The sequence below is a fragment of the Komagataeibacter rhaeticus genome (assembly GCF_011611525.1).
Lineage (GTDB): Bacteria > Pseudomonadota > Alphaproteobacteria > Acetobacterales > Acetobacteraceae > Komagataeibacter > Komagataeibacter rhaeticus.
This window is the reverse complement of sequence record NZ_CP050139.1, coordinates 3,102,744-3,126,485: the sequence shown is the minus strand read 5'-3', so window position 1 is coordinate 3,126,485 and position 23,742 is coordinate 3,102,744. Positions and strand designations below refer to the sequence as shown.

The 23,742-nt window shown below is 64.8% G+C and carries 22 protein-coding genes and 1 tRNA gene; 12 read left to right on the top strand and 11 right to left on the bottom strand.

Annotated elements, in window-relative coordinates; genetic code table 11:
• The first annotated feature begins 4 nt into the window (after window positions 1–4).
• The 7 genes from GWK63_RS14335 to GWK63_RS14305 all read left to right on the top strand — a co-directional run bounded on the left by GWK63_RS14335 (window position 5) and on the right by GWK63_RS14305 (window position 9,166).
• Window positions 5–1,237, top strand: a complete 1,233-nt coding sequence (locus GWK63_RS14335; protein ID WP_039998552.1) for a glycosyltransferase — start codon at window positions 5–7, stop codon at window positions 1,235–1,237.
• The gene (hpnC, locus tag GWK63_RS14330; protein WP_007397318.1) at window positions 1,234–2,097 is read left to right on the top strand and encodes a squalene synthase HpnC; all 864 of its coding nucleotides are present in this window, start codon (window positions 1,234–1,236) and stop codon (window positions 2,095–2,097) included. Before GWK63_RS14335 ends, hpnC begins: the two co-directional genes overlap by 4 nt.
• A gap of 84 nt (window positions 2,098–2,181) precedes the next feature.
• Window positions 2,182–3,066: a presqualene diphosphate synthase HpnD gene (gene hpnD / locus GWK63_RS14325; protein ID WP_034930348.1), complete on the top strand. Its 885-nt coding sequence runs from the start codon at window positions 2,182–2,184 to the stop codon at window positions 3,064–3,066.
• Between the two features lie 6 nt (window positions 3,067–3,072).
• Window positions 3,073–4,386 carry a hydroxysqualene dehydroxylase HpnE gene (gene hpnE, locus GWK63_RS14320; RefSeq protein ID WP_039998553.1) on the top strand — a complete coding sequence of 438 codons (1,314 nt, stop codon included), beginning with the start codon at window positions 3,073–3,075 and terminating at the stop codon, window positions 4,384–4,386.
• 155 nt (window positions 4,387–4,541) lie between these two features.
• Complete coding sequence (locus tag GWK63_RS14315; protein WP_039998555.1) at window positions 4,542–5,222, top strand: phosphorylase family protein; 681 nt, start codon at window positions 4,542–4,544, stop codon at window positions 5,220–5,222.
• Between the two features lie 317 nt (window positions 5,223–5,539).
• The gene (locus GWK63_RS14310; RefSeq protein ID WP_039998595.1) at window positions 5,540–6,754 is read left to right on the top strand and encodes an acetate/propionate family kinase; all 1,215 of its coding nucleotides are present in this window, start codon (window positions 5,540–5,542) and stop codon (window positions 6,752–6,754) included.
• A gap of 42 nt (window positions 6,755–6,796) precedes the next feature.
• Window positions 6,797–9,166 (top strand): phosphoketolase family protein, encoded by a 2,370-nt coding sequence (locus GWK63_RS14305; RefSeq protein ID WP_007397325.1) that lies wholly within the window; start codon window positions 6,797–6,799, stop codon window positions 9,164–9,166.
• A gap of 325 nt (window positions 9,167–9,491) precedes the next feature.
• Here GWK63_RS14305 and GWK63_RS14300 read toward each other — a convergent pair whose 3' ends face one another.
• The 4 genes from GWK63_RS14300 to GWK63_RS14285 all read right to left on the bottom strand — a co-directional run bounded on the left by GWK63_RS14300 (window position 9,492) and on the right by GWK63_RS14285 (window position 14,115).
• A complete protein-coding gene (locus tag GWK63_RS14300) occupies window positions 9,492–10,685 on the bottom strand; it encodes a L,D-transpeptidase (RefSeq protein WP_166498162.1) in 1,194 nt (397 codons plus the stop codon).
• Window positions 10,686–10,806: 121 nt separating this feature from the next.
• Window positions 10,807–11,532 carry an amino acid ABC transporter ATP-binding protein gene (locus GWK63_RS14295; RefSeq protein ID WP_085948971.1) on the bottom strand — a complete coding sequence of 242 codons (726 nt, stop codon included), beginning with the start codon at window positions 11,530–11,532 and terminating at the stop codon, window positions 10,807–10,809.
• A gap of 28 nt (window positions 11,533–11,560) precedes the next feature.
• The gene (locus GWK63_RS14290) at window positions 11,561–13,129 is read right to left on the bottom strand and encodes an ABC transporter substrate-binding protein/permease (RefSeq protein ID WP_007397328.1); all 1,569 of its coding nucleotides are present in this window, start codon (window positions 13,127–13,129) and stop codon (window positions 11,561–11,563) included.
• Window positions 13,130–13,173: 44 nt separating this feature from the next.
• Window positions 13,174–14,115, bottom strand: a complete 942-nt coding sequence (locus GWK63_RS14285) for a LysR family transcriptional regulator (RefSeq protein ID WP_034930421.1) — start codon at window positions 14,113–14,115, stop codon at window positions 13,174–13,176.
• 411 nt (window positions 14,116–14,526) lie between these two features.
• Here GWK63_RS14285 and GWK63_RS14280 point away from each other — a divergent pair, with 411 nt between their 5' ends.
• Both GWK63_RS14280 and GWK63_RS14275 read left to right on the top strand, forming a co-directional pair.
• On the top strand, window positions 14,527–15,399 hold the full coding sequence (locus tag GWK63_RS14280; protein WP_039998597.1) for a dimethylarginine dimethylaminohydrolase family protein: 873 nt from the start codon (window positions 14,527–14,529) through the stop codon (window positions 15,397–15,399).
• A 268-nt stretch (window positions 15,400–15,667) separates the two neighbouring features.
• Entirely contained in the window at window positions 15,668–16,411 is a 744-nt protein-coding gene (locus tag GWK63_RS14275; RefSeq protein WP_039998557.1) for a class II aldolase/adducin family protein, read from the top strand.
• Between the two features lie 9 nt (window positions 16,412–16,420).
• Here GWK63_RS14275 and GWK63_RS14270 read toward each other — a convergent pair.
• From GWK63_RS14270 to GWK63_RS14240, 7 genes are all read right to left on the bottom strand, one after another.
• Window positions 16,421–16,505: transfer RNA gene (locus GWK63_RS14270), tRNA-Leu, on the bottom strand.
• 185 nt (window positions 16,506–16,690) lie between these two features.
• Complete coding sequence (locus GWK63_RS14265; RefSeq protein ID WP_007397334.1) at window positions 16,691–18,208, bottom strand: efflux transporter outer membrane subunit; 1,518 nt, start codon at window positions 18,206–18,208, stop codon at window positions 16,691–16,693.
• 15 nt (window positions 18,209–18,223) lie between these two features.
• Window positions 18,224–19,135 carry an HlyD family efflux transporter periplasmic adaptor subunit gene (locus GWK63_RS14260; RefSeq protein WP_007397335.1) on the bottom strand — a complete coding sequence of 304 codons (912 nt, stop codon included), beginning with the start codon at window positions 19,133–19,135 and terminating at the stop codon, window positions 18,224–18,226.
• Between the two features lie 27 nt (window positions 19,136–19,162).
• Entirely contained in the window at window positions 19,163–19,357 is a 195-nt protein-coding gene (locus tag GWK63_RS14255) for a DUF1656 domain-containing protein (protein ID WP_007397336.1), read from the bottom strand.
• A 223-nt stretch (window positions 19,358–19,580) separates the two neighbouring features.
• The gene (locus GWK63_RS14250; RefSeq protein WP_007397338.1) at window positions 19,581–20,060 is read right to left on the bottom strand and encodes a MarR family winged helix-turn-helix transcriptional regulator; all 480 of its coding nucleotides are present in this window, start codon (window positions 20,058–20,060) and stop codon (window positions 19,581–19,583) included.
• Between the two features lie 181 nt (window positions 20,061–20,241).
• On the bottom strand, window positions 20,242–20,667 hold the full coding sequence (locus tag GWK63_RS14245) for a hypothetical protein (protein ID WP_007397339.1): 426 nt from the start codon (window positions 20,665–20,667) through the stop codon (window positions 20,242–20,244).
• Between the two features lie 40 nt (window positions 20,668–20,707).
• Window positions 20,708–20,965, bottom strand: a complete 258-nt coding sequence (locus tag GWK63_RS14240; RefSeq protein ID WP_007397340.1) for a hypothetical protein — start codon at window positions 20,963–20,965, stop codon at window positions 20,708–20,710.
• Window positions 20,966–21,064: 99 nt separating this feature from the next.
• Here GWK63_RS14240 and GWK63_RS14235 point away from each other — a divergent pair, with 99 nt between their 5' ends.
• From GWK63_RS14235 to GWK63_RS14225, 3 genes are read left to right on the top strand one after another with little or no spacing between them, the layout of a single operon-like run.
• Complete coding sequence (locus tag GWK63_RS14235) at window positions 21,065–22,177, top strand: ABC transporter ATP-binding protein (protein WP_007397341.1); 1,113 nt, start codon at window positions 21,065–21,067, stop codon at window positions 22,175–22,177.
• Window positions 22,178–22,223: 46 nt separating this feature from the next.
• Window positions 22,224–23,258 (top strand): extracellular solute-binding protein, encoded by a 1,035-nt coding sequence (locus GWK63_RS14230; RefSeq protein WP_007397342.1) that lies wholly within the window; start codon window positions 22,224–22,226, stop codon window positions 23,256–23,258.
• Entirely contained in the window at window positions 23,258–23,722 is a 465-nt protein-coding gene (locus tag GWK63_RS14225) for a hypothetical protein (protein WP_007397343.1), read from the top strand. The genes GWK63_RS14230 and GWK63_RS14225 overlap by 1 nt, the downstream gene beginning before the upstream one ends.
• Window positions 23,723–23,742: the final 20 nt, after the last annotated feature.

Here is a 23,742-nt window from a genome sequence, read left to right as displayed (position 1 = left end):
GGTCATGCTCGTGCTTGCGCTTTCCGCTCTGGTCTGTGTCGTCTGGTTTGGACTGATTTTCTGCCATGGCCGTTTCTGGCAGGCCGGGCCGGTGCTGGCCCCGGTGCGCGGCAGCCGGCTTGCGGCGGGGAACTGCCCCGAAGTGTGCGTGGTGGTGCCCGCGCGGGACGAGGCGGCTTCGGTCGTGCAGTGTATCCGCTCCCTGCTGGCACAGGACTATCCCGGCGCGCTGCATGTCATACTGGTGGACGACAACAGCACGGATGGCACCGGCAGGCTGGCCCGCTCGGTGCCGGACCCGCGCGGGCGGCTGACGGTGGTGGCCGGCAGGGCACGGCCCCCGGGCTGGAGTGGCAAGCTGTGGGCGGTGGCCCAGGGCGTTGCGCGCGCGCGCGAACTGGCACCGGATTCGGGCGGTTTCGTGCTGCTGACCGATGCCGATATCACCCACGACCCGCGTCATGTCTCCACCCTGGTGGCCAAGGCGCAGGCGGACCATCTTGACCAGGTATCGGAGATGGTGGAGCTGAACTGCGCAAGCCAGGCCGAGCGCATGCTGGTCCCGGCCTTCGTGTTCTTTTTTGCCCTGCTCTACCCCTTCGCCAGCGTGAACAACCCGCGCAGCCGGGTGGCGGGGGCGGCCGGCGGCACGGTGCTTGTGCGCTGGAGCGCCCTGGCGCGCATCGGCGGGATCGAGAGCCTGCGCGGCGCGCTGATCGATGACTGCACGCTGGCCGCCCATGTCAAGCACAGCGGGGGCCGCATCTACCTGGGCCACAGCTGTCTGGCCCGTTCCATCCGCCCCTATCCGCACCCGGCCGATATCTGGCGCATGGTCGCGCGCACGGCCTATGTGCAGCTGGGCTATTCCCCCCTGCTGCTGGCGGGCACCATAATCGGCATGGTGCTGGTGTGGATCGTGCCCATGCAGCTTGCCCTGCTGGCCCATGGCCTGCCCTGCGTGCTGGGGGCGGTGGCGTGGGTACTGTCCATGGCATCCTACACCCCCACGCTGCGCCGCTTCGGGCAGTCATCGGCGTGGGCGCTCTTGCTGCCGGTCATCGCGGGGTTCTATACGCTGGCCACGATCGGTTCGGCAGTGGACCACCATCGGGGGCGGGGCGTGGTCTGGAAAAGCCGTGCCTATACCGAACCCGACGGCGCGATCTCGACACATATGCGTGGTGAAGGCACCGCGACCGCAATGAACCGCACCATGGGAGATGACGTAGGGTGAACACAGATGAGCAGGCCGTGTGGGGGAGCGAGGATGTCTCGTCGGGCAAGGATGCGGGGGACGAGAACTTTCCGGTAGGCTCCCTGCTGATCAGCCGCAGGCTGCGCCCCTATGTCCATGCCTATTATGATTTTGCCCGTGTGATCGATGATATCGTCGATACCGACCGGCTGGATGCGCAGCAGAAGATCGCCCGCCTTGATGCCATGGAGGACGTGGTGCTGGGCACGCGTGGCGCCCCCGACCGGCGCGATGCGCAGACGGCGGTGCGCGTGGGCCGCATGCTGGCCCGGACCGGTGTGCCCGTCAGCACGGCCACCGACCTGATCGTGGCCTTCCGGCAGGATGCGGTGAAGAACCGTTATGATTCATGGGAGGAACTGGAGGAATACTGCCGCTATTCCGCCAACCCCGTGGGGCGGTTCCTGCTGGAACTGCATGGTGAGGACCCGAAGACGTTTGGCGCGTCGGACGCGCTGTGCACGGCGCTGCAGGTACTCAACCACCTGCAGGACTGCGCCGATGACCTGCGTAACCTGGACCGCTGCTACCTGCCGCGCCCGTGGCTGGAGCGCGAGGGCGTTACCGTGGATGACCTGCGCCGCCTTTATGCCGTGCCCGGGCTGCGCCGGGTGTTCGCGGCCCTGCTGGACCGGGTGGATGAACTCAACCGCCACGCGGCCCTGCTGCCGCGCATGATCCGTGACCGGCGCATGCGCATGGAGGCGGCGGTGATCGTGGGCCTTTCCAGGCGGCTGGCGGCGCGCCTGCGCGAGGAGGACCCGGTGGCCGGCCGCGTCAGGCTTTCCCGCGCGGATGTGGTGGGGGCGGTTGCGGGGGCCATGCGCACGCTGGTCTGAGCGGGCGGGATTTTGTCCTGGCGTGCGATTGCCGCTAAGAAACGGGCTGAACTGTAACTGTTGAAGTGAACGGAATACGCGGGAATGGGTTTTTTGCGCGCGCGCCATGATGAGGCCCCGGTACTGGGCTGCGATTCCGCCGATCTGGCCGAGGTCGAGCAGATCGTGGTCCGGTCGGGTACGTCCTTTGGCAAGGGGATGCGTATCCTGCCGCCCGACCGGCGGTATGGCATGTACGCGGTCTATGCCTTCTGCCGCCTGGTGGATGACGTGGCCGATGACGAACTGGGGGACCCGGCCGACAGGTCCCGCAGGCTGGAAGCGTGGCGCGCGCGCATTGCCCGGCTGTACGCGGGCGAGGCCCATGATGGCATCGACCGCGTGCTGATGGCCACCATCCGCCGTTTCGACCTGCGCCAGCAGGACTTCAATGATGTGATCGACGGCATGGAAATGGATGCAAGCGGTCCCGTTGTCGCCCCCGATGAGGCAACGTTCGACCTGTATTGTGACCGCGTGGCCTCCGCCGTGGGGCGGCTGTCGGTGCGGGTGTTTGGCGATGCATCGCCCAGCGCCGATCAGGTGGCCTATCATCTGGGCCGGGCGCTGCAGATCACCAACATCCTGCGTGACGTGGCCGAGGACGCCCGGCTGGGCCGCCTGTACCTGCCGCGTGACCTGCTGGAACGCTTTGGCATCCCCCCCGAACCCGAAGCCGTGATGCGCGCGCCCCGTCTTGGGCAGGTGGGGCGCATCCTGGCCGGCCGGGCGCACGACCATTTCCGCGCGGCGGCGGCGGCCATGGCCCGGTGTGACCACACGGCCATGCGGCCCGCGCGCCTGATGGGGGCGACCTATGCCGCCATCCTCGCGGCGCAGGAACGCCAGGGCTGGGGCACGCCGGAGCGTCGGGTCTCGCTCTCACGCCCGCGCAAGCTGCTGATCGCGCTGCGCGCGCTGGCGGGCTGAGGCGGCATGACGGGGCATGTCCATATTGTAGGCGGCGGGCTGGCGGGCCTGTCGGCGGCGGTTGAACTGGCGGGTGGTAGCGAGCGGGTCACGGTGTACGAGGCGGGACCGGCCTGTGGTGGCCGCGCCCGTTCCTACCTTGACCGCCAGCTGGGCTGCCGGATCGATAATGGCAACCATCTTCTGCTGTCGGGTAATCCGGCGGTGTACCGCTACCTTGGCCTGATCGGGGCGCAGGATACGCTGGTGGGGCCGAAGCGGCCGGTTTTCCCGTTCGTGGATCTGGCGGACCGGATGCGCTGGACGCTTGACCTCTCGCGCGGGCGGGTGCCGCTATGGGTGCTCTCGAAGCGCAGGCGGGTGCCGGGCATGCGGCTGGCCGAACTGCGTGGCCTGCTGGCCCTGATGGAGGCGACACCGGACATGGTGGTCTCCGACTGCCTGCAGCCGGGCAGTCTGGCGCGCCGCCTGCTCGAACCCTTTGCCATATCCGTGCTCAACACCATGCCCGATACCGGCAGCGCCGCCCTGCTGGGGGCGGTGGTAAGGGAAAGCCTTGCGAAGGGGGGGCGCAACTGCCTGCCGCGCTTCCCCGCCGTGGGCCTGTCCGAAAGTTTTGTCGATCCCGCCCTGGCTCACCTGTCGGTGCTGAAGGCCGATGTGCGCACCGGCAGCCGTGTCAGCGCGGTGGACATGGAAGCGGGCCAGGTCACGGCCCTGCGGCTGGGGGAGGAACGGATCGCCCTTGGTGGTCAGGATACCGTGATCATGGCGGTGCCCCCACCCGTTGCGGCCAGCCTGCTGGCGGCCGACCTGCCCGGTTTCAGCGCGCCGGACGCGTTCGAGTCGATCCTGAACGTGCATTTCCTGCTGCCGCACGCCCCGGTGCTGACCGGCGGGCTGGCGCAGGCCCGCTTCATCGGTGTGGTGGGGGGGATCAGTGAATGGGTATTCGTGAAAGAGCGGATTCTCTCGGTCACGGTCAGCGCCGCCAACCGTTACGCCACGCGGGACCTGGACGGGCTGGCGGCGCTGATCTGGAACGAGGTGCGCGCCGCGATCGACCCGGCCGCGACCGCCCCCCTGCCGGTGGCCGTGCCGCCCTTGCGCATCGTGCGTGAAAAACGCGCCACCTTTGCCGCAACCCCCGCACAGGACCGCCTGCGGCCGGGTACGCGTACCATGGCCGCCAACCTGCTGCTGGCGGGGGACTGGACGGCAACGGGGCTGCCTGCCACGATCGAGGGCGCGATCCGTTCCGGTGCGGCGGCGGCCCGTGCGGTGCATGGCCGCCGCGGTACCGCCGGCCGGCCGCAATGAAGCGGCGCGGGCGGTGACGCCGCAATATACTTCCCGCGTTGTCCTGACCGCCGTCAGCGCCTTCCGTTTCTGGCGTGGGCCGGGTAGCGCAACATGCCGTGTGGCGCGCGTGGTCATGCCCGCTACGGTTCATGAAAGCCGCGAAAGGGGCCGTCATGCCTGATCCTGTATCCGTCTCTCCCTTTTCACGCCTGGGTATTGTGGTGGGAATGGAGGCGGAAGCCGCCCTTATCCGTCCCTTCCTGCCGCAGGCGCGTTTCGGCCTGAGCGGGGCCACCCTGTCCGGTGCGCGGCAGGCGGTGCTGGACCTGCTGGAAGGGGGCGTGGATGCGCTGCTTTCCTTCGGGCTGGCGGCGGGGCTGGACCCTGCGCTTGCGCCCGGTGCCGTGGTCATGCCCGCCCATGTCGTGGTCAATGGCGAGCGGCTTGCCACATCGCCCGCGCTGCTGGACTGGCTTGGGGCTGGCCGCGCGGATGTGCTGGGGGGCGACCTGCTGCATAGCGATGTGATCGTGACGGAGGCCACGCGCAAGGCGGAACTGTTCCGGCAGACGGGTTGCGTGGCGCTGGATATGGAAAGCGGCGTGGTGGCGGAAATGGCTGCCGCGCGCAGGGTGCCCTTTGCGGTGATGCGTGTGGTCTGTGATCCGGCGGACCGGACCCTGCCACCGGCCGCCGTGGTTGCCCTGCGCCCCGATGGCAGCCTGGCTGTGGGGGCGCTGGCGCGCAGCATCCTGTGCAACCCGCTCCAGATTCCCGCCCTTATCCGTGTCGGGCGTGATGCGGGGGAGGCGCGCGGTGCCGCGCGCGCGGTGCTGGCGCGCCGCTTTGGCTGAGTCGCCTGCCCGCGTGCAGGCGGAAACATATGATACGCGCATGTGGTATGCATGCCCGTTCAGGCCGGTGCCCGCACCGGGAGAGCGGGCGGGACGCGGAGACATGTTTTTATCTAATGATATGATTTAAAAAACTTTTTTATACTTCTGGCGTTGGCTTGCGCGGCCGTGTCTGATTACAGGATGCGCTGATGGGCCGGTTATGGCGCTTCCTTGACGGCGGCCATGATGCAGGCAATTGATTCGCATCAATGTCAGGCATGTCAGATCAGCGTGACATGCTGCCGGTTTCGGAAAACGGACAGGGGGACACAGGCATGACCCGTGCAGTGCTGGCACTCAACGCAGGTTCGTCCAGTCTGAAGTTCGCCCTGTTCGCCATTGAAAAAGGGGATACGGCTTCTTCCCCTTCCCGCCGTATCGCGTCGGGGGAACTGGAGGGCATTGGTTCCCACCCGCATTTTGTCGCCCATGATGCCACGGGCGGCGTACTGGTGGATGAGACATGGGCCCCCGTCCCGCCCGGCACGCCAGCCGAACAGGCCCAGCATGGCCCCATGGCCACCCTTATGGCGTGGGTGGGAAAGCAGCTTGGGGATGTCGACCTCATGGCCGTGGGGCACAGGGTGGTGCATGGGGGGCCGGATTTCATCGCTCCCGTGCGCATCACGCCCGGTGTGCTGGCCCGCCTTGCCGCCCTGACCCCCTTTGCCCCCCTGCACCAGCCGGGCAGCCTTGCCCCCGTGCGGGCCCTGCTGGCCCAGTATCCCGACCTGCCGCAGGTCGCGTGCTTCGATACCGGCTTCCACCATACGCTGCCCGCCGTAGCGCAGGCGCAGGCGCTGCCGGGCGATTACGCGGCGCGCGGGGTGCGGCGCTACGGCTTCCATGGCCTGTCGTATGAATATATCGCCACCTGCCTGCGCGCGCGCGCGCCGCATCTGGCGCAGGGGCGCGCCATTGTCGCCCATATTGGCAGCGGCGGCAGCCTGTGCGCCCTGCAGGCCGGGCGCAGCGTGGATACCACCATGGGCTTCTCGGTGCTGGACGGGCTGGTCATGGGCACGCGCTGCGGGCATCTGGACCCCGGCGTGATCCTGTACATGCTGCGTGAGGAAGGGCTGGGTGTCGCGGAGATCGAGAACATCCTCTATCACCGCTCCGGCCTGCTGGGCGTCTCGGGCCTGTCGGCGGACATGCGCGACCTGCACGCCCACGCGGGCACAAGCCCCGCGGTGACACAGGCGCTGGACCTGTTTGTCTACCGTTTTGCCCAGCAGGCGGGCGGCATGATGGCGGCGCTGCAGGGGCTGGACGGGCTGGTGTTCACCGCCGGTATTGGCGAACATGATGCCACCATCCGCGCCGCCGTGTGCGCACGGCTGGAATGGGCGGGCATTCGCATCGACGCGCAGGCCAATGCCGCGCATCGGGAAATCATCAGTACGCCACACAGCGCCGTGGAGGTGCGGGTCATCCCCACCGACGAGGAAACGACAATCCGTCGGCATGTGCTGATGTGTCTGGGCTGAGTGCAGGCCGGGCAGGGACGGACTATCTCGGAAGGAACGCAAATGAGTGAAACTGCATCCGCAACACCGCTGTCCGCAGCGGATGTCGCGCTATTCAACAAATGGTGGCATGCAGCAAACTACCTGTCGATTGCCCAGATCTACCTGCTGGCCAATCCGCTGCTGCGTGAGCCGCTCAAGCTGGAACACACCAAGCCGCGCCTGCTGGGCCACTGGGGCACCACGCCGGGGCTGAACTTCCTGTACCTGCACCTCAACCGCATCATCCGTGAACAGGGTCGCAGTGTCCTGTTCGTGGCGGGGCCGGGCCACGGGGCGCCGGGTATTGTCGCCAGCACCTATCTGGAAGGCACGTACAGCGAATATTTCCCCGAAGTGTCGCAGGATGCGGACGGGCTGGCGAAGCTGGTCAAGCAGTTCTCCTTCCCCGGCGGCATTCCCAGCCATGCGGCGCCGACCACGCCGGGTTCGATCAATGAAGGCGGGGAACTGGGCTATTCGCTCTCCCACGCCTATGGCGCGGCGTTCGACAACCCTGATCTGGTTGTTGCCTGCGTGGTGGGTGATGGCGAGGCCGAGACCGGCCCCATGGCCACGTCATGGCACAGCAACAAGTTCCTTGACCCCAGAACCGATGGCGCGGTCCTGCCGATCCTGCACCTCAATGGCTACAAGATCGCCAATCCCACCGTTCTGGCCCGCATCGCGCCCGAGGAACTGCTGAGCCTGTTCAGGGGGTATGGGTATGACCCGATCGTGGTGGAAGGCCATGACCCGGACATCATGCACCAGAAGATGGCCGTGGCGATGGATACGGCCTTTGCCCGCATTGCCGAAATCCAGAAAGCCGCGCGTGAGAAGAACGAGACCACACGCCCGGCCTGGCCCATGATCATCATGCGCACGCCCAAGGGCTGGACCTGCCCCAAGACGGTGGATGGCCTGCGCACGGAAGGCTACTGGCGCGCCCATCAGGTGCCCATTACCGACATGACCAAGCCCGAGCACCTCAAGCTGCTCGATGAATGGATGCACAGCTACAGGCCGGAAGAACTGTTTGACGAAAACGGTACCCTGCTGCCCGAAATCGCGGCGCTTGCGCCCAGGGGCAACAGCCGGATGAGTGCCAACCCGCACGCCAATGGCGGCCTGCTGCGCCGTGACCTGCGCCTGCCGGATGTGCGCGAATACGCGGTGAGCGTGTCCTCGCCGGGGCATGAACTGGGTGAGGCCACGCGCGTGCTGGGATCGTGGCTGCGCGATGTGATGAAGCTCAACCTGCCCGCGCGCAACTTCCGTGTGCTGGCACCCGACGAGAACAATTCCAACCGCCTGAATGCCGTGCTGGATGTCACCAACCGGGCCTGGAACGCCGAAACCTTTGATTATGATGACCATCTGGCGGTTGATGGCCATGTGATGGAAATCCTGAGCGAACATACCTGCCAGGGCTGGCTGGAAGGCTACCTGCTGACGGGCCGCCACGGTTTCCTGTCCTGCTATGAAGCCTTCATCCACATTGTGGATTCGATGGTCAACCAGCATGCCAAATGGATCAAGCAGGCGGATGAGGTGCCGTGGCGCGCGCCGATCGCGTCGCTGAACTACCTGCTGACATCGCATGTCTGGCGGCAGGACCATAACGGCTTCAGCCATCAGGACCCCGGCTTCATTGACCATGTGCTGAACAAGAAGGCCAAGACGGTGCGGGTGTACCTGCCGCCTGATGCCAATACCTTGCTGTGCACGGCCCATAAATGCCTTGAAAGCCGTGACCGGGTGAACGTGATCGTGGCGGGCAAGCAGCCCGAGCCGCAGTGGCTGGACATGGAAGCCGCCATGGCGCACTGCGCCAAGGGCATCGGCATCTGGGAATGGGCCAGCAATGACAGGGGTGGTGAGCCGGATGTGGTCATGGCCTGCGCGGGTGACGTGCCGACCATGGAAACGCTGGCGGCGGTGCAACTGCTGAACAAACACCTGCCGGACCTGAAGATCCGCGTGATCAACGTGGTGGACCTGCTGACGCTTGAATCGAAGACCCAGCACCCCGACGGGCTGGATGACTTCGTGTTCGACAGCCTGTTCACCACCGACAAACCGGTGATCTTTGCGTTCCATGGCTATCCGGCGCTGATCCACAAGCTGATCTACAAGCGGACCAACTGCCGCAACTTCCATGTGCATGGCTACCGTGAGGAAGGGTCCACCACCACGCCCTTCGACATGACGGTGCGCAACAGCCTGGACCGCTTCCACCTGGTGCAGAACGTGATCCGTCGCGTGCCGGGCCTTGCGGCAAAGGCGGCCTATGCCAATGAGGCGATCAGCAACAAGCTGGTCGAACACAGGGAATACGTGGCGCAGTATGGCCAGGACCTGCCCGAGATCCGTAACTGGCGCTGGTCATAACCGGCTCCGGTTACGCTGACGGGTCAGGAAAGGGGGCAGTCATGCCCCCTTTTTTATGGTAAAACCACACTTGCCTTCATGGCGTCAGGCCGGAAGAGATCCGGCATCGGCCTGAAAAGCAGACCCAACAACATCAGGTCATCATAAGAAAGTTTTTGGTGAAGCTTTTTTCAAAAAGCTTCGAAGAACACCGTTTTTTTGAAAAAAAGCGGCACCCAGAAGCTTTTGCCGTTTTTTATCTACTGTCAGATGTGTGATGCCTGCAAACCTGTAGGCATGACCTGAAAACGATGCCGTAAAAGCCTTTTTTATTTGCCCCGTCGCATCAATCGCCCCAGTCAGCAGGAGCAGGAGCAGGAGCAGGAGCAGGAGCAGGAGCAGGAGCAGGAGCAGGAGCAGGAGCAGGAGCAGGAGCAGGAGCAGGAGCAGGAGCAGGAGCAGGCACGGGTGCAGGCGTGGAGGGCGCGGGGGAAGGCGCCGGTACGGTAGCAGCCGATGCCGGCGTCGGGGCCGGTGCCGGCACGGGTACTGTGGGCTGGGGTTGCGCCGTGGCAGGGGGCGCGGTTACGGGCAGCGGCGACAGGGGCTGGCCTGCAACCTGTGCCGGGGGCGCGCCGCCTGCTGGGGCTGGCGGGTTCTGCGAGGCGGCAAGGAACTGGGCAAAGCTGTCCTGTATTTTCTGGGCCAGCGCCGGGTCGGACAGCGGGGCATGGGTATCGGATGAATCCACCACCACCACCCGGTCCCCTTCCAGGGGGGTCGGGGTATGGCTGGCGCCCAGCAGTGCGCGGATGGAACGGGATTTCTGCGGATCATTCTGCTGTGCCATCAGGTCCAGCTGGCGGTCAAGCAGGCCGTGGCGGTCAATGAAGCTGTTCACGCGGGCGGGAATGCGGATGCAGCCTTCCGAATCCGCCTGTCCCAGCCGCGCTTCGAGAAAGGTGGGGTCGGTTGCATGCATCTCCAGCCGCACGACGGCAACCGCCCCCTTGCGGCGCCAGTCTTCGGTCGTCTGCCATCCGAAATCCCAGACCCGCATGCCTTTCTCGCCATTGCCGCGGATGCCATGCTCGTTCTTGGTACCCTGCGCGCGGTAGCCGTAAATCTGCCCGGTACTGATGAATACGCCCACCGGCGTGCGGAAATGCTCCTTGCGCCCCGGCCGGCCGGGGCTGACCGCCACCATGCCCAGGGGCATGAGCGTGCGCTCCCCGGGCCGGGCCAGCACGAACCACAGGCACTGGACCATGGGCGCGCGGTCCACGACCAGAATCACCTCCGTCTCCTGTGGCCAGGTTCCGGTCTGGTCAAGCAGGCTGGTGGCTAGGGCCATGGCGCGCTGGGTCTGGCGGGGCCTGAGGCGGATCTGCTGGGCGCCCAGTTCATGGTCCATGTCATGCTGGAGCATGAGCACGGCATCGGACTGGGTGGCCGCCCCGGCCCGTGTGATGCTGCTGGTGATGAACACGGTGATCAGGACCATGGCGTGCAGCCGGATCAGGCGTATTGGAAACATCATGCAGGCGGCGTACCTCGGGCAGGGGCGTATGGAGGTATTCTTATATCGTATCTGGCCGTGTCTGACAGCACGGGGGGCAGGCAAACGGCATACACCGGCTGCATGGCGCAGGGGCCTGCCTTCAGCAGGAAATCATCTGGTCCAGGAAATCACGCGCACGCCGGGTTGCGGGATGGGTGAAGAACTGGGCGGGGCGGCTTATTTCCAGTATGCGCCCCCGGTCCATGAAAAGGATCCAGTCGGCAATATGACGGGCAAAACCCATCTCATGGGTCACGCACAGGGTGGTAATGCCCTGTGCCGACAGGTCGTTCACGATCTTTACCACACCGGAAATGGCTTCGGGATCAAGGGCGGCCGTGGGTTCGTCAAACAGCATGATCCGGGGCTGCATGCACAGCGCGCGCGCGATGGCCACGCGCTGCTGCTGCCCGCCCGAAAGCTGGATGGGGTATTTGTGCGCCTGTTCCGCAATATTGACCTGGGTCAGGAAGCGCATGGCCATGTCGCGCGCCTGCGCGCGGGGCGTTTTCCTGACCAGGCGGGGGGCGAGCGTGCAGTTGTCCAGCACGCTCAGATGCGGGAACAGGTTGTAGTTCTGGAACACAAGCCCCACGGTGGCGCGCAGCTGGGTCAGGTCGGTCTGTTCATCAATGATCCGGCCATCGATGCTCAGGATGCCGCCGTCATGGGGTTCGATACGGTTGAAGCAGCGGATCAGGGTGGACTTGCCCGAACCTGATGGCCCGAGCACGACAATCCGTTCCCCACGCCGCACATCGAAGCTGATCCGGTCAAGTGCCACGAAATCCTTGTACAGCTTGTACAGGTGACGCACCGAGATCATGGCATCCGGGTCGGGTGTGGCTGGAAGATCAGAATTCATTGGCACGCGCCCTGTGCCGGTCGGCCCATGCAAAACGGCGCTCGATGCGTTTCTGTACAAACAGCAGGAAAAAAACCATGCCCAGGTAATACACCAGCGCTGCCGCGTAATATTCCGTGAATTCGAATGTGCGGGCCACCTCCATCTGGGTTACGGCCAGCAGTTCGGGCAACGAGATGACCGAGGCGAGCGACGTGGTTTTCAGCAGGCTTATGAAGGCGTTCATGGTGGGCGGCAGGGCGATGCGCAGCGCCTGCGGAAAGATGACATGCCGGTAGACCTGCCGCCGTGACAGCCCCAGTGCGTCGCCCGCCAGTTCCTGCCCCCTGTCCACCGCCGCCAGCGCCGCGCGGTTGATTTCAACCTGATAGGCGGATTCATTGATCGACAGCGAAATCCATGTGGCCAGGAAGGGCGTGAACCACCCTTCGCGGAAGATGGGCAGGAACTGCGGCAGCGCGTTCCATATGAACAGCAGCTGCAGCAGCGTGGGCGCGCCACGGAAGACCGATACATACCCTTTCAGCACAAGGCCAAGCATGGCATTGCGGCCATTGAGCGCCAGCGCCATCGGGATCGAGATCATGATGGCGGTCAGATGCGACAGCACGGCCACGGTCAGGGTGATGAACGCCCCGCGCGCGAAGGCGGCGGAAGTCAGGGCGGCAAAAAAGACACCCCAGCGGAACAGGGGGGCGGGCTGGGACAGCGCGCGGGCCGGATCGGGGGCAATGGCCCATTTCTTCTGGATGGCCGCGATCCGCCCATCCTGTTCCAGCGTGGCCACGGCCTGTTCCAGCAGGGCACGGTCATGGGCGTCCTTGCGGATGTAAAGCGCGAAATGTCCATATTCGGGATAGGGGGGCACCAGGATGACCCCGACCCTGCCGTGCAGCTGTTCCTGACGGTAGTACAGCTCCACATCCTGGCTGGCGAAGGCAAAGACGCGGCCGATCAGTACCTGCTGTACCACCTGGTCTTCCGTCGGGTACTGCTGGATGATGATGGGGGGGCGCCCGCGGGCGGCCAGGGCTTCGTTCTCCCGTGCCAGCCTTGCGCTGTAGCTGGTGCCCGCCTGCACCGCCACCGTCCTGCCCGACAGGTCGGCCATGCTGGCCAGCGGCTTCGTGCCCGCGCGCGCCACAATGACCAGCGCGGTATCCTGATAGGCCACGGCATCGAAATTCTGCTCCCGTGCGGGCAGCCTGATGAGACCGCTGGCCACCATGGAGCATCGCTGTGCCGCAAGACTGGGGAACAGGCCGGTAAACTCCATGGTGGTAATGACCAGGGGCACATGCCAGTACGCCGCCAGGGTATGGACGATGTCCATGTCAATCCCGGCCACCGCATTGACGTCCATGCCGTTTACAAATGTCATGGGGGGCAGGGTGGGATTGGTGCAGACCGTCAGCGTGCCATCATGGATGAAGCCCGGCAGGGCGGGGGCCTGTGCCCGTGCATGCCCCGCCAGGGCCAGCACCCCGCACAGGGTGGCGGACAGTACGGGCATCCGCCGGGGGCCACGGCGCGCGGGCCGTGCCATGGACGTGGCCATGCGCTGCCGTCCCGCCGGAGGCAGGGCGTGTGGGGGGGGCGGTATCAGCAGGCATCCTCCAGAATGGCGCGGAAGGTATCCACCAGCAGCCCGGTCTCGGCAGAGGGGCGGGCCAGGAAGTGAAAGCCGGTCATCAGTTGCAGCCCACCCAGTTCAATCCGGCGCAGCATGCCCTCGCGCAGCAGCGGCTGGGCAAAGGGGCCGGGCAGGAAGCCGATATAGTTGCCCGACAGGATCAGCAGTGCGCGCGAATCCACGTTTTCCGCCGCCGCGGCAAAGTTCAGGCGCGGGCGCAGCCCCTCCCACATGGGGGAGGTGGCAGCACCCGCCACCTCGATCATGCGCTGGTGGGACAGCAGTTCGGGTGTGATCTCGTCTTCGGGCATGCTGAACAGGGGATGGCGCGTGCCACAGAACAGGTGCAGTTCCTCCCGGAACAGGGGGGTCGCCTGCATGCCGGGCAGATGGCGGGGGCTGAGGGTGATCCCGGCGGAAGCCTGGCCATTGAGCACCGCGAACTCCACCTCCCGTGACGAGGCGGAGCGGATATCCATGAAAACGGCGGGATGGCTGGTGGTAAAGGTCCCGATGGCCCGCACCAGCACCGTCTCGCCATGAATCTGGATATTGTCGGGCACGTACAGGCAGAACCGCCCGGACAGCGTGCCACTGGCCTCGTTTATGCGCTGCTGGAAGCGTGTGATGTCGGAAAACAGCGCATTGGTCGCCTCCATCACCATCCGGCCTTCCGTCGTCAGCGCGAAGCCACTGCGCCCGCGCATGCACAGCCGCAGGCCCAGCCGGTTCTCGAGCGCCGAGATGTCGATGCTGATGGAGGATTTGCTCTTGCCCAGCGCCACTTCGGCGGCGGCAAAGCCACCATGTTCCGCAACACTGCGGAAGACGCGCAGCAGGCGCAGGTCCACTTCGGCAATCTGGCCATGGAAGCCGGTTGGTTTCCGGCTGGTGGCGCGCTGTCGTGTCATGCCCGGCTGCCCCACCCGTTGCCGGGCAGGGAAAGGGCCAGCCAGCCATGCGGGAAGGCGGGGCCATTCCCGTGCGGGGACGGGCGCGGCGGCATGAATCTTCTCATTATCGGAAAGGGACCGTTCATTGTCAGGATCATCCACTTGCCGTAACGACCACGGTGGGAAGGAAGCCGGCCGCCACATGTGTAATCTAAACATAGAATGTCAGGCCAGAACCAGAAAGATGCATTTGTGTCCATCTGGCGCATGGATGCCATCCCGCATGCACCGGCGCGGGGCGGGATCCGTCAAGATTAATGGAAATACAAAGTAAACTATGAATTATTGATATTTTAGCATGCGTTGCCGCCGTTATCGTCCGGGCTGTTGGCGTGATCTGTCTGGATGTCTGGCAAGGATGAGGAGGAAATGGTGACAAACCGCTGGTTCATGGACAGCGAGACCGGGGAACTGGCGGATGTCCTGCTCTGCCCGCCCGATCATTATGCGTGGATTCCCAGTAATGACATTGCCATCCAGAGCATGGCCGGTGGCGCCATACTCGACCGTACGGCGCTGAAGGCGCAGTTTGACGGGCTGGTGGCCCTGCTGCGGGCCGAACGGGTCAGCTGCCATTTCCTGACCCCGCAGCCGGGCATGCCGTATGAGGTCTATACCCGCGACAGTTCCCAGACCACGCCGTTCGGCACCGTTGTCACCAACCTTGCCCGCCCCGAGCGCAGGGCCGAGACCGGGCCGGTGCGGGCCTTCTACGCCGGGGACGAGATATGGAAGACCTGTACCCGCGGCCATATCGAGGGGGGGGACATCCACATCATCCGTCCCGGCCTGCTGGCGGTGGGCGTAAGCGGTGGCCGCACGGACGAGGGGGGGGCGGCCGAGTTCATAAGCTGGTTCGAGGAGGCAGGCTGGACCTGCCGGATGATCCGCTTTCCCGAACATTTCCTGCATCTTGACGTGATCTTCACCATGGTGGCGGCCGATCTGGCGATTGCGGTGGTGGACGTGCTGGATGAAGCGGATCTGGACTGGCTGCGCGCGCAGGGTATCCGCGTCCTGCCGGTCAGCTACAGGGAAGCGATGCGCGACATGGGCTGCAATGTCCTCTCCCTGGGGTGTGAGCGCGTGGTCAGCCCCCGGCACTGCACGCGCATCAACCAGATGCTGCGTGCCGAAGGGCTGCATGTGCTTGAACCCGAACTTGACCAGTTCTCGCAGGGGGGCGGCAGCATCCACTGCATGACCATGCCCCTGCGGCGCAAATCCCTGCTGCCGGGCTGACCTGCTGGGTCACGGCGGCAAGGTGGGGGAAGTGTCCCCTAATGGACTGTTTGAAAAAAGATTATTGAGAATAAGCAGTAAAAATTTTGGACGTCGTTTTTTTAAAAAGACGACGTTTCCTGAAGCTTTCTGAAAAAGGCTTTACCAGAAAGGTCTTTACGATTGCTGTCTGTTTCAGACAGCGTCGGAAAGCACTACCCTGTTAAAAAAGGCGGGGTCTGAAGGTTTTTTATGATTTATCAATCCATTACTGGGGTTTTCTGATACCATGCCTACATCAATGGCCGTATCCGAGCAGGCGTTGCGCGTGGATCTGGCGGCGGCTTATCGCCTCATGGCGCATTTCGGCATGACCGATCTGGTCTATACGCACCTGTCCGTGCGCCTGCCGGGACCTGATCATGTCTATCTGGTCAATCCCTATGGCCTGCTGTTTGAGGAAATCACCGCCAGTTCACTGGTCAGGGTCGATGCCGATGGCCTGCCCCGGCAGGAAACCGCCTGGCCCATCAACCCGGCCGGGTTCGTGATCCATTCCGCCATCCACCGCAGCAGGTCCGACGCCGCGTGCGTCATGCACACCCATACCGTGCCGGGCATGGTGGTGGCGGCGCAGGATACGAACATCCTGCCACTGAACCAGATCAACATGGAATTCTACGGCAGTGTCGGCTTCCATCCGTATGAGGGTATTGCCGCCGATGACAATCTGAGCGAGCGCGAACGCCTGGTGCGCGACCTTGGCCCGTACAATGCGCTGATCCTGCAGAACCATGGACTGCTGACCGTAGGAAGCACTGTGGCCCACGCCTTCTACCGCATGTATTATCTGGAACAGGCCTGTCGCATCCAGATTGCGGCACAGGCTACGGGCGTGACACTGCATGTCCCGTCCGAAACGCAGATCCTGCGGGCCAAAAAGCAGTTTGACGATGACCCGGACCAAGGGCGCCTGATATGGCAGGCCCTGCGCCGCAAGCTGGACCGCGAACAGCCGGATTACAGGAACTGACCGGAAAAATGCGAGCTGCGGGACTCGAACCCGCACGCCCTGTAACGGGCGCAAGATTTTAAGTCTCGTGCGTCTACCATTCCGCCAAGCTCGCCTATGGCGCCCTGTTTAGCATACGCTGCGCACAGGACAATCATCCGACATGATTTTATTAAACGGTGCCCCGGGGGGCATCATGCCCCATGGGGAAGGCCGGCAATGGGGCTGCTGCCGGCAGGACTTATCCCCCGAGCCGGGTTGCCAGCAGGACGTGCCAGCCACCCGGTCGGAAGGGGCAAGTTACTGCTGGAACGCGCGCGCCAGCATGTTCTGTTTTTCAAGCGATACCGGCAGCGTCGTATTGGTCAGGGCAATACCCTGCCAGCCCGCACCCAGTGCCGTATAGAGGTTGATCGCATCCTGCAGCCGCTCCAGCCGGGCCATCGCTTCGGCATTCTGGGCGTTCAGGGTCGTGCGCTCGGTGGTCAGCACTTCAAGGAAGCCGACAAGACCCGCCGCGTACAGCTTGCGCGCGCGCTCGCTGGCCAGGGCACTGTCTTCCGCCGCCTTGGCCAGCAGTTCGGTGTGTTCCTCGTCATCATGCCATGCGGCCATCGCATCCTCGACTTCCTTGAAGCCGTTGAGAACGGACTGGCGGTACGCAAGGCGGCTGGCTTCGGCCGCCGCCTGCGCCATGCGGATCTGCGAGGTGTATTTGCCACCATGCATGAGCGGCAGGGACGCCATCATCAGGAACTGCCAGCTCATGCCCCCCATCTGGAACACCTGATACAGGGCCGATGCATTGGGGTTGAAATTCAGCGGGATGGTAAAGTTCGGGTAAAGCTGCGCCACCGCCACGCCAATCCGCGCCGTGGCTTCGGCATAGGTCCGTTCGGCCTTGCGGATGTCAGGCCGGTTGGCAATGACCATGGACGGCAGGGTGGACGGGAATTCCGGCACCGGCGGCAGCGGCTTGGCCACCTTCAGTTCCAGTTCCGACGTGCCGGGCATCTGCCCCATCAGCACGTCAATGGCGTGGGTGATCTGGGAAATATGGGTTTTCAGCGGTTCGCGCGCGGCGGTCTGTGAATCCAGCTCCGCCTTGGCCTGCGCGATCTGCATGGTGTTGCCCACACCTTCCAGGTACAGCCGGTTGGTCAGGTCATAGGCATCCTGCGCCACATGGATGTTGTTGTTGGCAATGGTCAGCCGCAGCTGCTGGTCGCGCAGCATCATGTAGTCGCTGGCCAGTTCGGACAGCATCATCACCATTACGGCGCGGCGGTCCTCGATCGATTCCTCCACCGCGCGGTTCTGGGCTTCCACGCTGCGGCGGATGCGGCCGAACACGTCAATCTGCCAGCTCGCGCTGAATCCGTAGCCAAGATAGGATGCTTCGGGATGGTTGACCGGATTGCCGGGGCGCAGCGGCCAGTTGTCGATATTGATCGAATACCGCACGTCACCGGCGGCAGCCTGTGCATCCACCTGCGGATACCACTGCGATGCCTGCACATCACGAATGGCGCGTTCCGCCATGATCCGCTGGCCCGCCACCTGCAGGTTGTAGTTGCCCGCAATCGCCTTGTCGATCAGCTTGTCAAGCTCGGGGTCCCTGAACAGGTGCCACCACTGTTTCAGTTCCTTGTTGGTTTCCTCGATTTCCTCGGGGGTGGCGGCGTGGTCATCCTCGGTAAACTTGGCTGGTGGCTTCATCCGGTCGGGCTGGTAACGCGGCCCCACCGTGCAACCGGCCAGGAAGATGGCCGATGTCAGCAGCAGGCCGGTCCGGCGGGTAACTGAGTTGATGTTCATGATCGTGCCCGCGCCTTACAGGTGGTCTTGCAGCCATGTCGTCAGACGGCCGCGTTGGGTACGGGACTGGGGGCCCACGCTTATGGTTGCGGTCATGCCGGCCGCCAGCGTCACGCTGTCCGGCACATGGTCGAGATGGATGCGCACCGGGATACGCTGCGCCAGCCGCACCCATGTGAAGATCGGGCTGACATCCTGCAGCCCCAGGCCGTCGGGCTTGCCATTCTGGTCATTGATGCCGCGCGCGATGCTGACCACATGGCCGGGCAGGATGTCCTTGTAACCCATCAGCTTGACGCGTGCCTCATCCCCCACATGCACGCCCCACATCTTCGTTTCCTCGAAGTAGCCGTTCACCCAGTACGAATCGGCGTCGATCACCGCAAGCCGGGCATGGCCCTCGGTCACGTAGTCACCCACCCGCAGGTTGAGGTTGGTGATGTTGCCATTGACGGGGGAATACAGGATGGAGCGCTGCAGGTTCAGCTTGGCAAGGTCGAGTGCCGCGCGCGCCGCATCGACCGATGCGATCTGGGTTGCCACGTTCGAGTTGAAGACCTCCTGCTCTTCGGCCGACACGATGCCACCCAGCCCCATACGGCGGCGTGCATCGTTCTGCTTGAGCTTCAGGTCCTCCAGCGCGCCATCCAGCCGGGCCTGCGCCTCACGGATCGCCAGGCGGAAGCGCACCGGGTCAAGCACGAACAGCGGGTCGCCCCGGTGCACGAACTGGTTGTCGACCACGGGCAGCTGCACCACCGTGCCCGAGACTTCCGGCGCCACGTCAACCACATAGACACGGACACGTCCGTCACGTGTCCACGGGGCAATCATGTAGGTGTCCCATAAGGTGACGCCCATGACGATGGCCATCGTCACGACCGCCAGGGTCAGGACCACACGGATCAGGGTGCGCAGGAGGGGCATGGGGATTCTCGAACCTTTTTGGGACAGTCAGATGTACAGGATCATCAGGCAGAGGACGCAAGTGTATAGCGCAACCTCGAACAGGGCGAGATGCCAGAACCATTTCATTACACCGCACCACCACAGCAGCGAACGCAGCAGCATGGTGACAGGCAGGGCGGCCACGGCATAGACGACAATCGGTGCCATGAAGACACCGAATAGGTTGAATTCGCTCAGCATCAGGCGGTTCTCATTCCGAACGGTCCCGTTGAAGGGGAAGCAGGCGCGGGCAGGCCGGTGCGGGCGCCGCACCTGTCCGGCGCTATCTGTAGCGGACCATGTGCCATGAAGAAACCGGCAAAGGACCCGAACTGCAAAGATGCCACACCCGTGCCGGCAAAATGCTGGCACCCGGTGACTGGGGCGCCCGCCTGCCAGAAGGGGAAGGATACGGGTCTGTTGTTCATGGCTGGCCCGGACCGCGGGCGTGGGGGGCTGGCCTGCCGCACAGATTGGCCTCGATCCGTTCGAATACGGAATAGCAGGCCAGCAGTTCAGGCGTGGAGATGCCATGCAGCAGGCGGCTGGACACGGCTTCCACCGCGTGACGGACCTGGCGTGCGGTCCATTCGCCTTTTTCCGTCAGGCTGACCAGCTTGGAGCGTTTGTCTTCACGGTCGGGGGAACGGAACACCAAGTCGCGGCGTTCAAGTACATCAAGCAGGCGGGCTACGGATGGGGCTTCGATTTCAAGGGCACGTACAAGATCGGTCTGGCGCACGGGCGGCGGCAGCAGGCCCAGATACAGGACAGGCCGCCATGTGGCTTCGGTCAGCCCATAGTCGCGCAGGTCATGGTCGACCTGCCTGCGCCATGCGGCTCCAAGCCGGGCGAGGCGACGACCAAATGACAGTTCCTTCTCGTTGCGCTCCAGATCGGGCATTCTGTTCCGCCAGCGGGGATATACAGGTATTAAGCATGCAAACCATTTGCGTGCTTAGTATATTCACAAGCTGCACGTTTCCAGAAAACGACAATGTGAGCCAATGCAATTTCAGCATGGATACTATCTGGCAATGACGTGGATCATCACCAGACAGGTGGCTTCGGAAGGGCCGCGGGCCTTATTTGCCCCGGCCGCGGAACAGGTTCCAGATCGCCCGGCCGGTATGGCGGGTCAGCGGGCCTGCCATCGTGGCGGCAACGGCCGACAGGGCCAGGTTCTGCCGCAGTTCATTCATGGCATGTTCGCGTGCGAATCGTACCTTGATTTCTTCCGGTGTCATGTAGGAACGCCGCCCCATGACCAGCCCCATCAGCACGATCAGCACGTCAAGGCCGAACACCGCCGCCGCCGAGCCAAGGGCGCTGAAGCCGAATGTCTGGTAACACAGCGCCCAGAGCAGCCCATGGCCGGAAATGGCGGCAAAAAAGGCGAATACTGCTGCCACAACCAGGAACGCGGCCTGACGCCCAAGACGGATCGCCATCAGTTTGCGTAGGGTCAGTTCCCCTTCGATGATGGTTTTACCGAGTTCGCCTATTTTCATGATGCTCGCATATCCTCTGGTTGCAGCAGGCTATATCGCCTTATTTCGTTGCACGGCCAAGAAAATACCCGATTGCCGAGAAAATGGCGATAGCCACCAGCGAACGACCGCGTGAGCCGCCTTTCTTCGGGGCCTGTTCCTCCAGGCTTTCACGGGCCTGGCCCGCCAGCTTCTCGGCCTTGCTGGCCACGTCATGCAGGGCCTGCTTGCCATGCGTGTGGAGCAGGTTCTCGATATGGGTTTTCAGGGCCTGCAGGTCTTCATGGGTGACGTGCTTGATGGAATCGGTCTTGCTCATGATCGTATCCTTTACGGGGTAAGGTGCGGATAATCCTCTGGTAAGGAGGTAACCATTGCTTATAACGCGTTATCCCCCCAGTCAGGTTTCTGTTATCGCATGTCTCCTTTCTCCTCTCGGCTGGTTGTCAACGCGCTCGGGATCGTGCCCGGCGCGCCGGTGGTGTCCCTGCGTGCCGGGGCGGGCACCTGTCTGGCTGTCGTGAATGATGGCGCGGCCTGTCTTTCCATGCTGGCGGACGTGCTGGCGGGCCATGTGGCGGCCGTGGCGGGGCAGGTCATGGTGGATGGGCGGGATGTGACCGGCCTGCCCGCCGGCCGCCGCCCCTGCGCCGTGGTGGGGTGGCGGGACCCGCTTTTTGCGCACATGACGGTCGCGGCCAATCTGGCATTCGGGCTGCGGGCGCGGGGGATGGAGTCGCAGGCGGTGGCGGCACGGGTACGCGCCATTCTCGCGCTGCTGGGGCTGGACGGGCTGGAACACGCGCGTCCCGCACGCCTTGAACCCGAACAGGCGCTGCGTGTCATGATCGGGCGCGCCCTGGTGTTCGAGCCGCCCGTGCTGGTGCTGGAGGACCCCTTCACCCCGCTTCCCCCCGTGTCCCGCGCGGCCATGCGCCGCCTTGTGGCGCGGCTGGTGCGCGCACGCGGGCTGTGCGTCGTGCTGCTGACCCGCGCGCGTGAGGATGCGCTGCTGCTGGGTGATACGGTTGCCTATATGGCCGGCATGGAAATCATGCAGCAGGGCACGGCGCTGGACCTGTTCGAACGCCCGGCCTGTGACCGGGTGGCCACCGGCTTTGGCCATGCCAACAGCCTGACGGTGCGCGTGGCGCGGGTGGAGGAGGACGTGGCCCGCGCCCATCTGCCCGGTGGCCTGCCGGTCGAGGCCATGGCCGCGCCCGGTGTGGTGGCCGACCGGCTGGCCACGCTGTGCATCCGCCCCGACCGGATTGCGGTCCTGTTTCCCACCCGTGCCGGGATCGTGGCCGATGATCCGGATGCGCCGCCCCTGCTGGAGGCGACGCTGACCGACCTGCGGCAGATGGGCGACCATGTGCTGCTGCGTTTCCGCCTGGCGAATGGCGAGGAACTGCTGGCGCGCAGGCCGCCCACGCCCGCCCTGCAGCGCGTGATGCCGGGGCAGGTGGCGCTGCTGGCATGGCAGCCGGGGCAGGCAATTGCCTTTCCGTTCCGGGGCGAAATGGGGTAGCGTCCGGCCATTCTTCCGCCCCTGCCAGAAAGACTGTTTCTTCCCCGTGTCCCAGCCCGCGCCCCGCAGCCCTGTCCGTTCCGTCCTGTCCTGCCTGCTTGCCGCCATGGTCATGCTGTCCGTGGCGCCCCGCCCCGGCGCGCAGGGTGCGACACGGACACGGCAGCACCGGGCCGCCCTTGTCGTGGCCAGTGTGGAGTCGCATCTGGAACAGGTGCAGGATGACGCCTTTTTCCAGCCCTTTTCCCGTCAGTCGGGGGTGGCGGTCATGCACCGGACATGGAATGGCGGCCTGCCCGAACTGGACCATCACGGCCTGCATGCGGGAACGGGGGGCACATGGTCGCTGGTCCTTGCGGAAGACAGCGCCATCCGTGCTGCCTGCATGGCGGGGCTGGTCGTGCACCTGGCGGGCAGTACCGCCAACCCCGATGGCTGTGGCGTGCCGGGCCTGACCACGCAGGTGGTCGTGGCGTGGGACCAGGCATGGCGGCAGATGGCGCCACGCTGGGGCGATTTCTGGGATGTCGTGCGCTTTCCCGGCAAGCGCGGCCTGCGCCGTGATCCGCGCACCACGCTGGAAATCGCGCTGATGGCCGATGGCGTGCCCCCGGAAGATGTCTATGCCCAGCTTGCCACCGATGCGGGGGTGGAGCGCGCATTCCGCAAGCTGAGCCAGCTGCGGCCCTACATAACATGGTGGTCCACCCCCGCGCAGGCCGCCAGCATCCTGGCGCGCGGGCAGGTGCTGATGAGCAGCGCCCCCCGTGACGCGGTCATGATGCTGCCCGCGCATGGCGGGCAGGCGATTGGCGTGAGCGCGGACATGGCCCTGTCCTATGGCCTGTCATGGGGTGTGGTGGCCGGGCAGCCGGCGGCCCGGCTGGGCCAGTCGCGTGATCTGCTGCATTTTATCGTGCAGCCCGACAGGCAGGCGGCCTTCATGGCCCGCTATGGGGCGCCACCCGGCCCGGATGCGGGACATCCCGCCAGGGTCCTGCCCGTGGATGTGCAGTTCTGGCAGGGGCATTACACCACCCTGTCGCGCCGTTTCGACATCTGGCTGCGGGGGGCTGGCTGATGATGCCGGTCCTGACGGGGCATCCCGCGGGCCTGCTGGGGGTGGATGGCGCCTGCGTCCTGCTGGGGCTGGTACTGGCCAGCCTGCTGGTGCTGTGGGCGCATGCCATGCTGCGCGGCACATGGCCGGCGCAGTGCGTGCTCCTGCGCGGGCTGCTGCTGGCCTGCATGCTGCCGGGTCTGGTGCTGGCGGTATGGTGGCCAGGTCTTGCAAAGGGGGCCACGGTTGCGGGATGCATGATACAGGGCGTGCTTCTGGCACCAGCCGCCATGTGGCCGCTGCTGTGCGCATTGCGGCGCATTCCCCCCACCCTGTCGCGCACGGCCTGCGGGCTGGGCGCGGATGCGCAGGCGCGGCTGCGCCTTTTGTGGCTGCCGCTTCTGGGCTGGCCGCTTGCGGGTGTGGCCGCCGGCTGCGCCATCATGGTCACGCTGTGCGCCATGGCGGCGGCTTCATGGCCATAGACTCTCTTTACTTGGTGTAC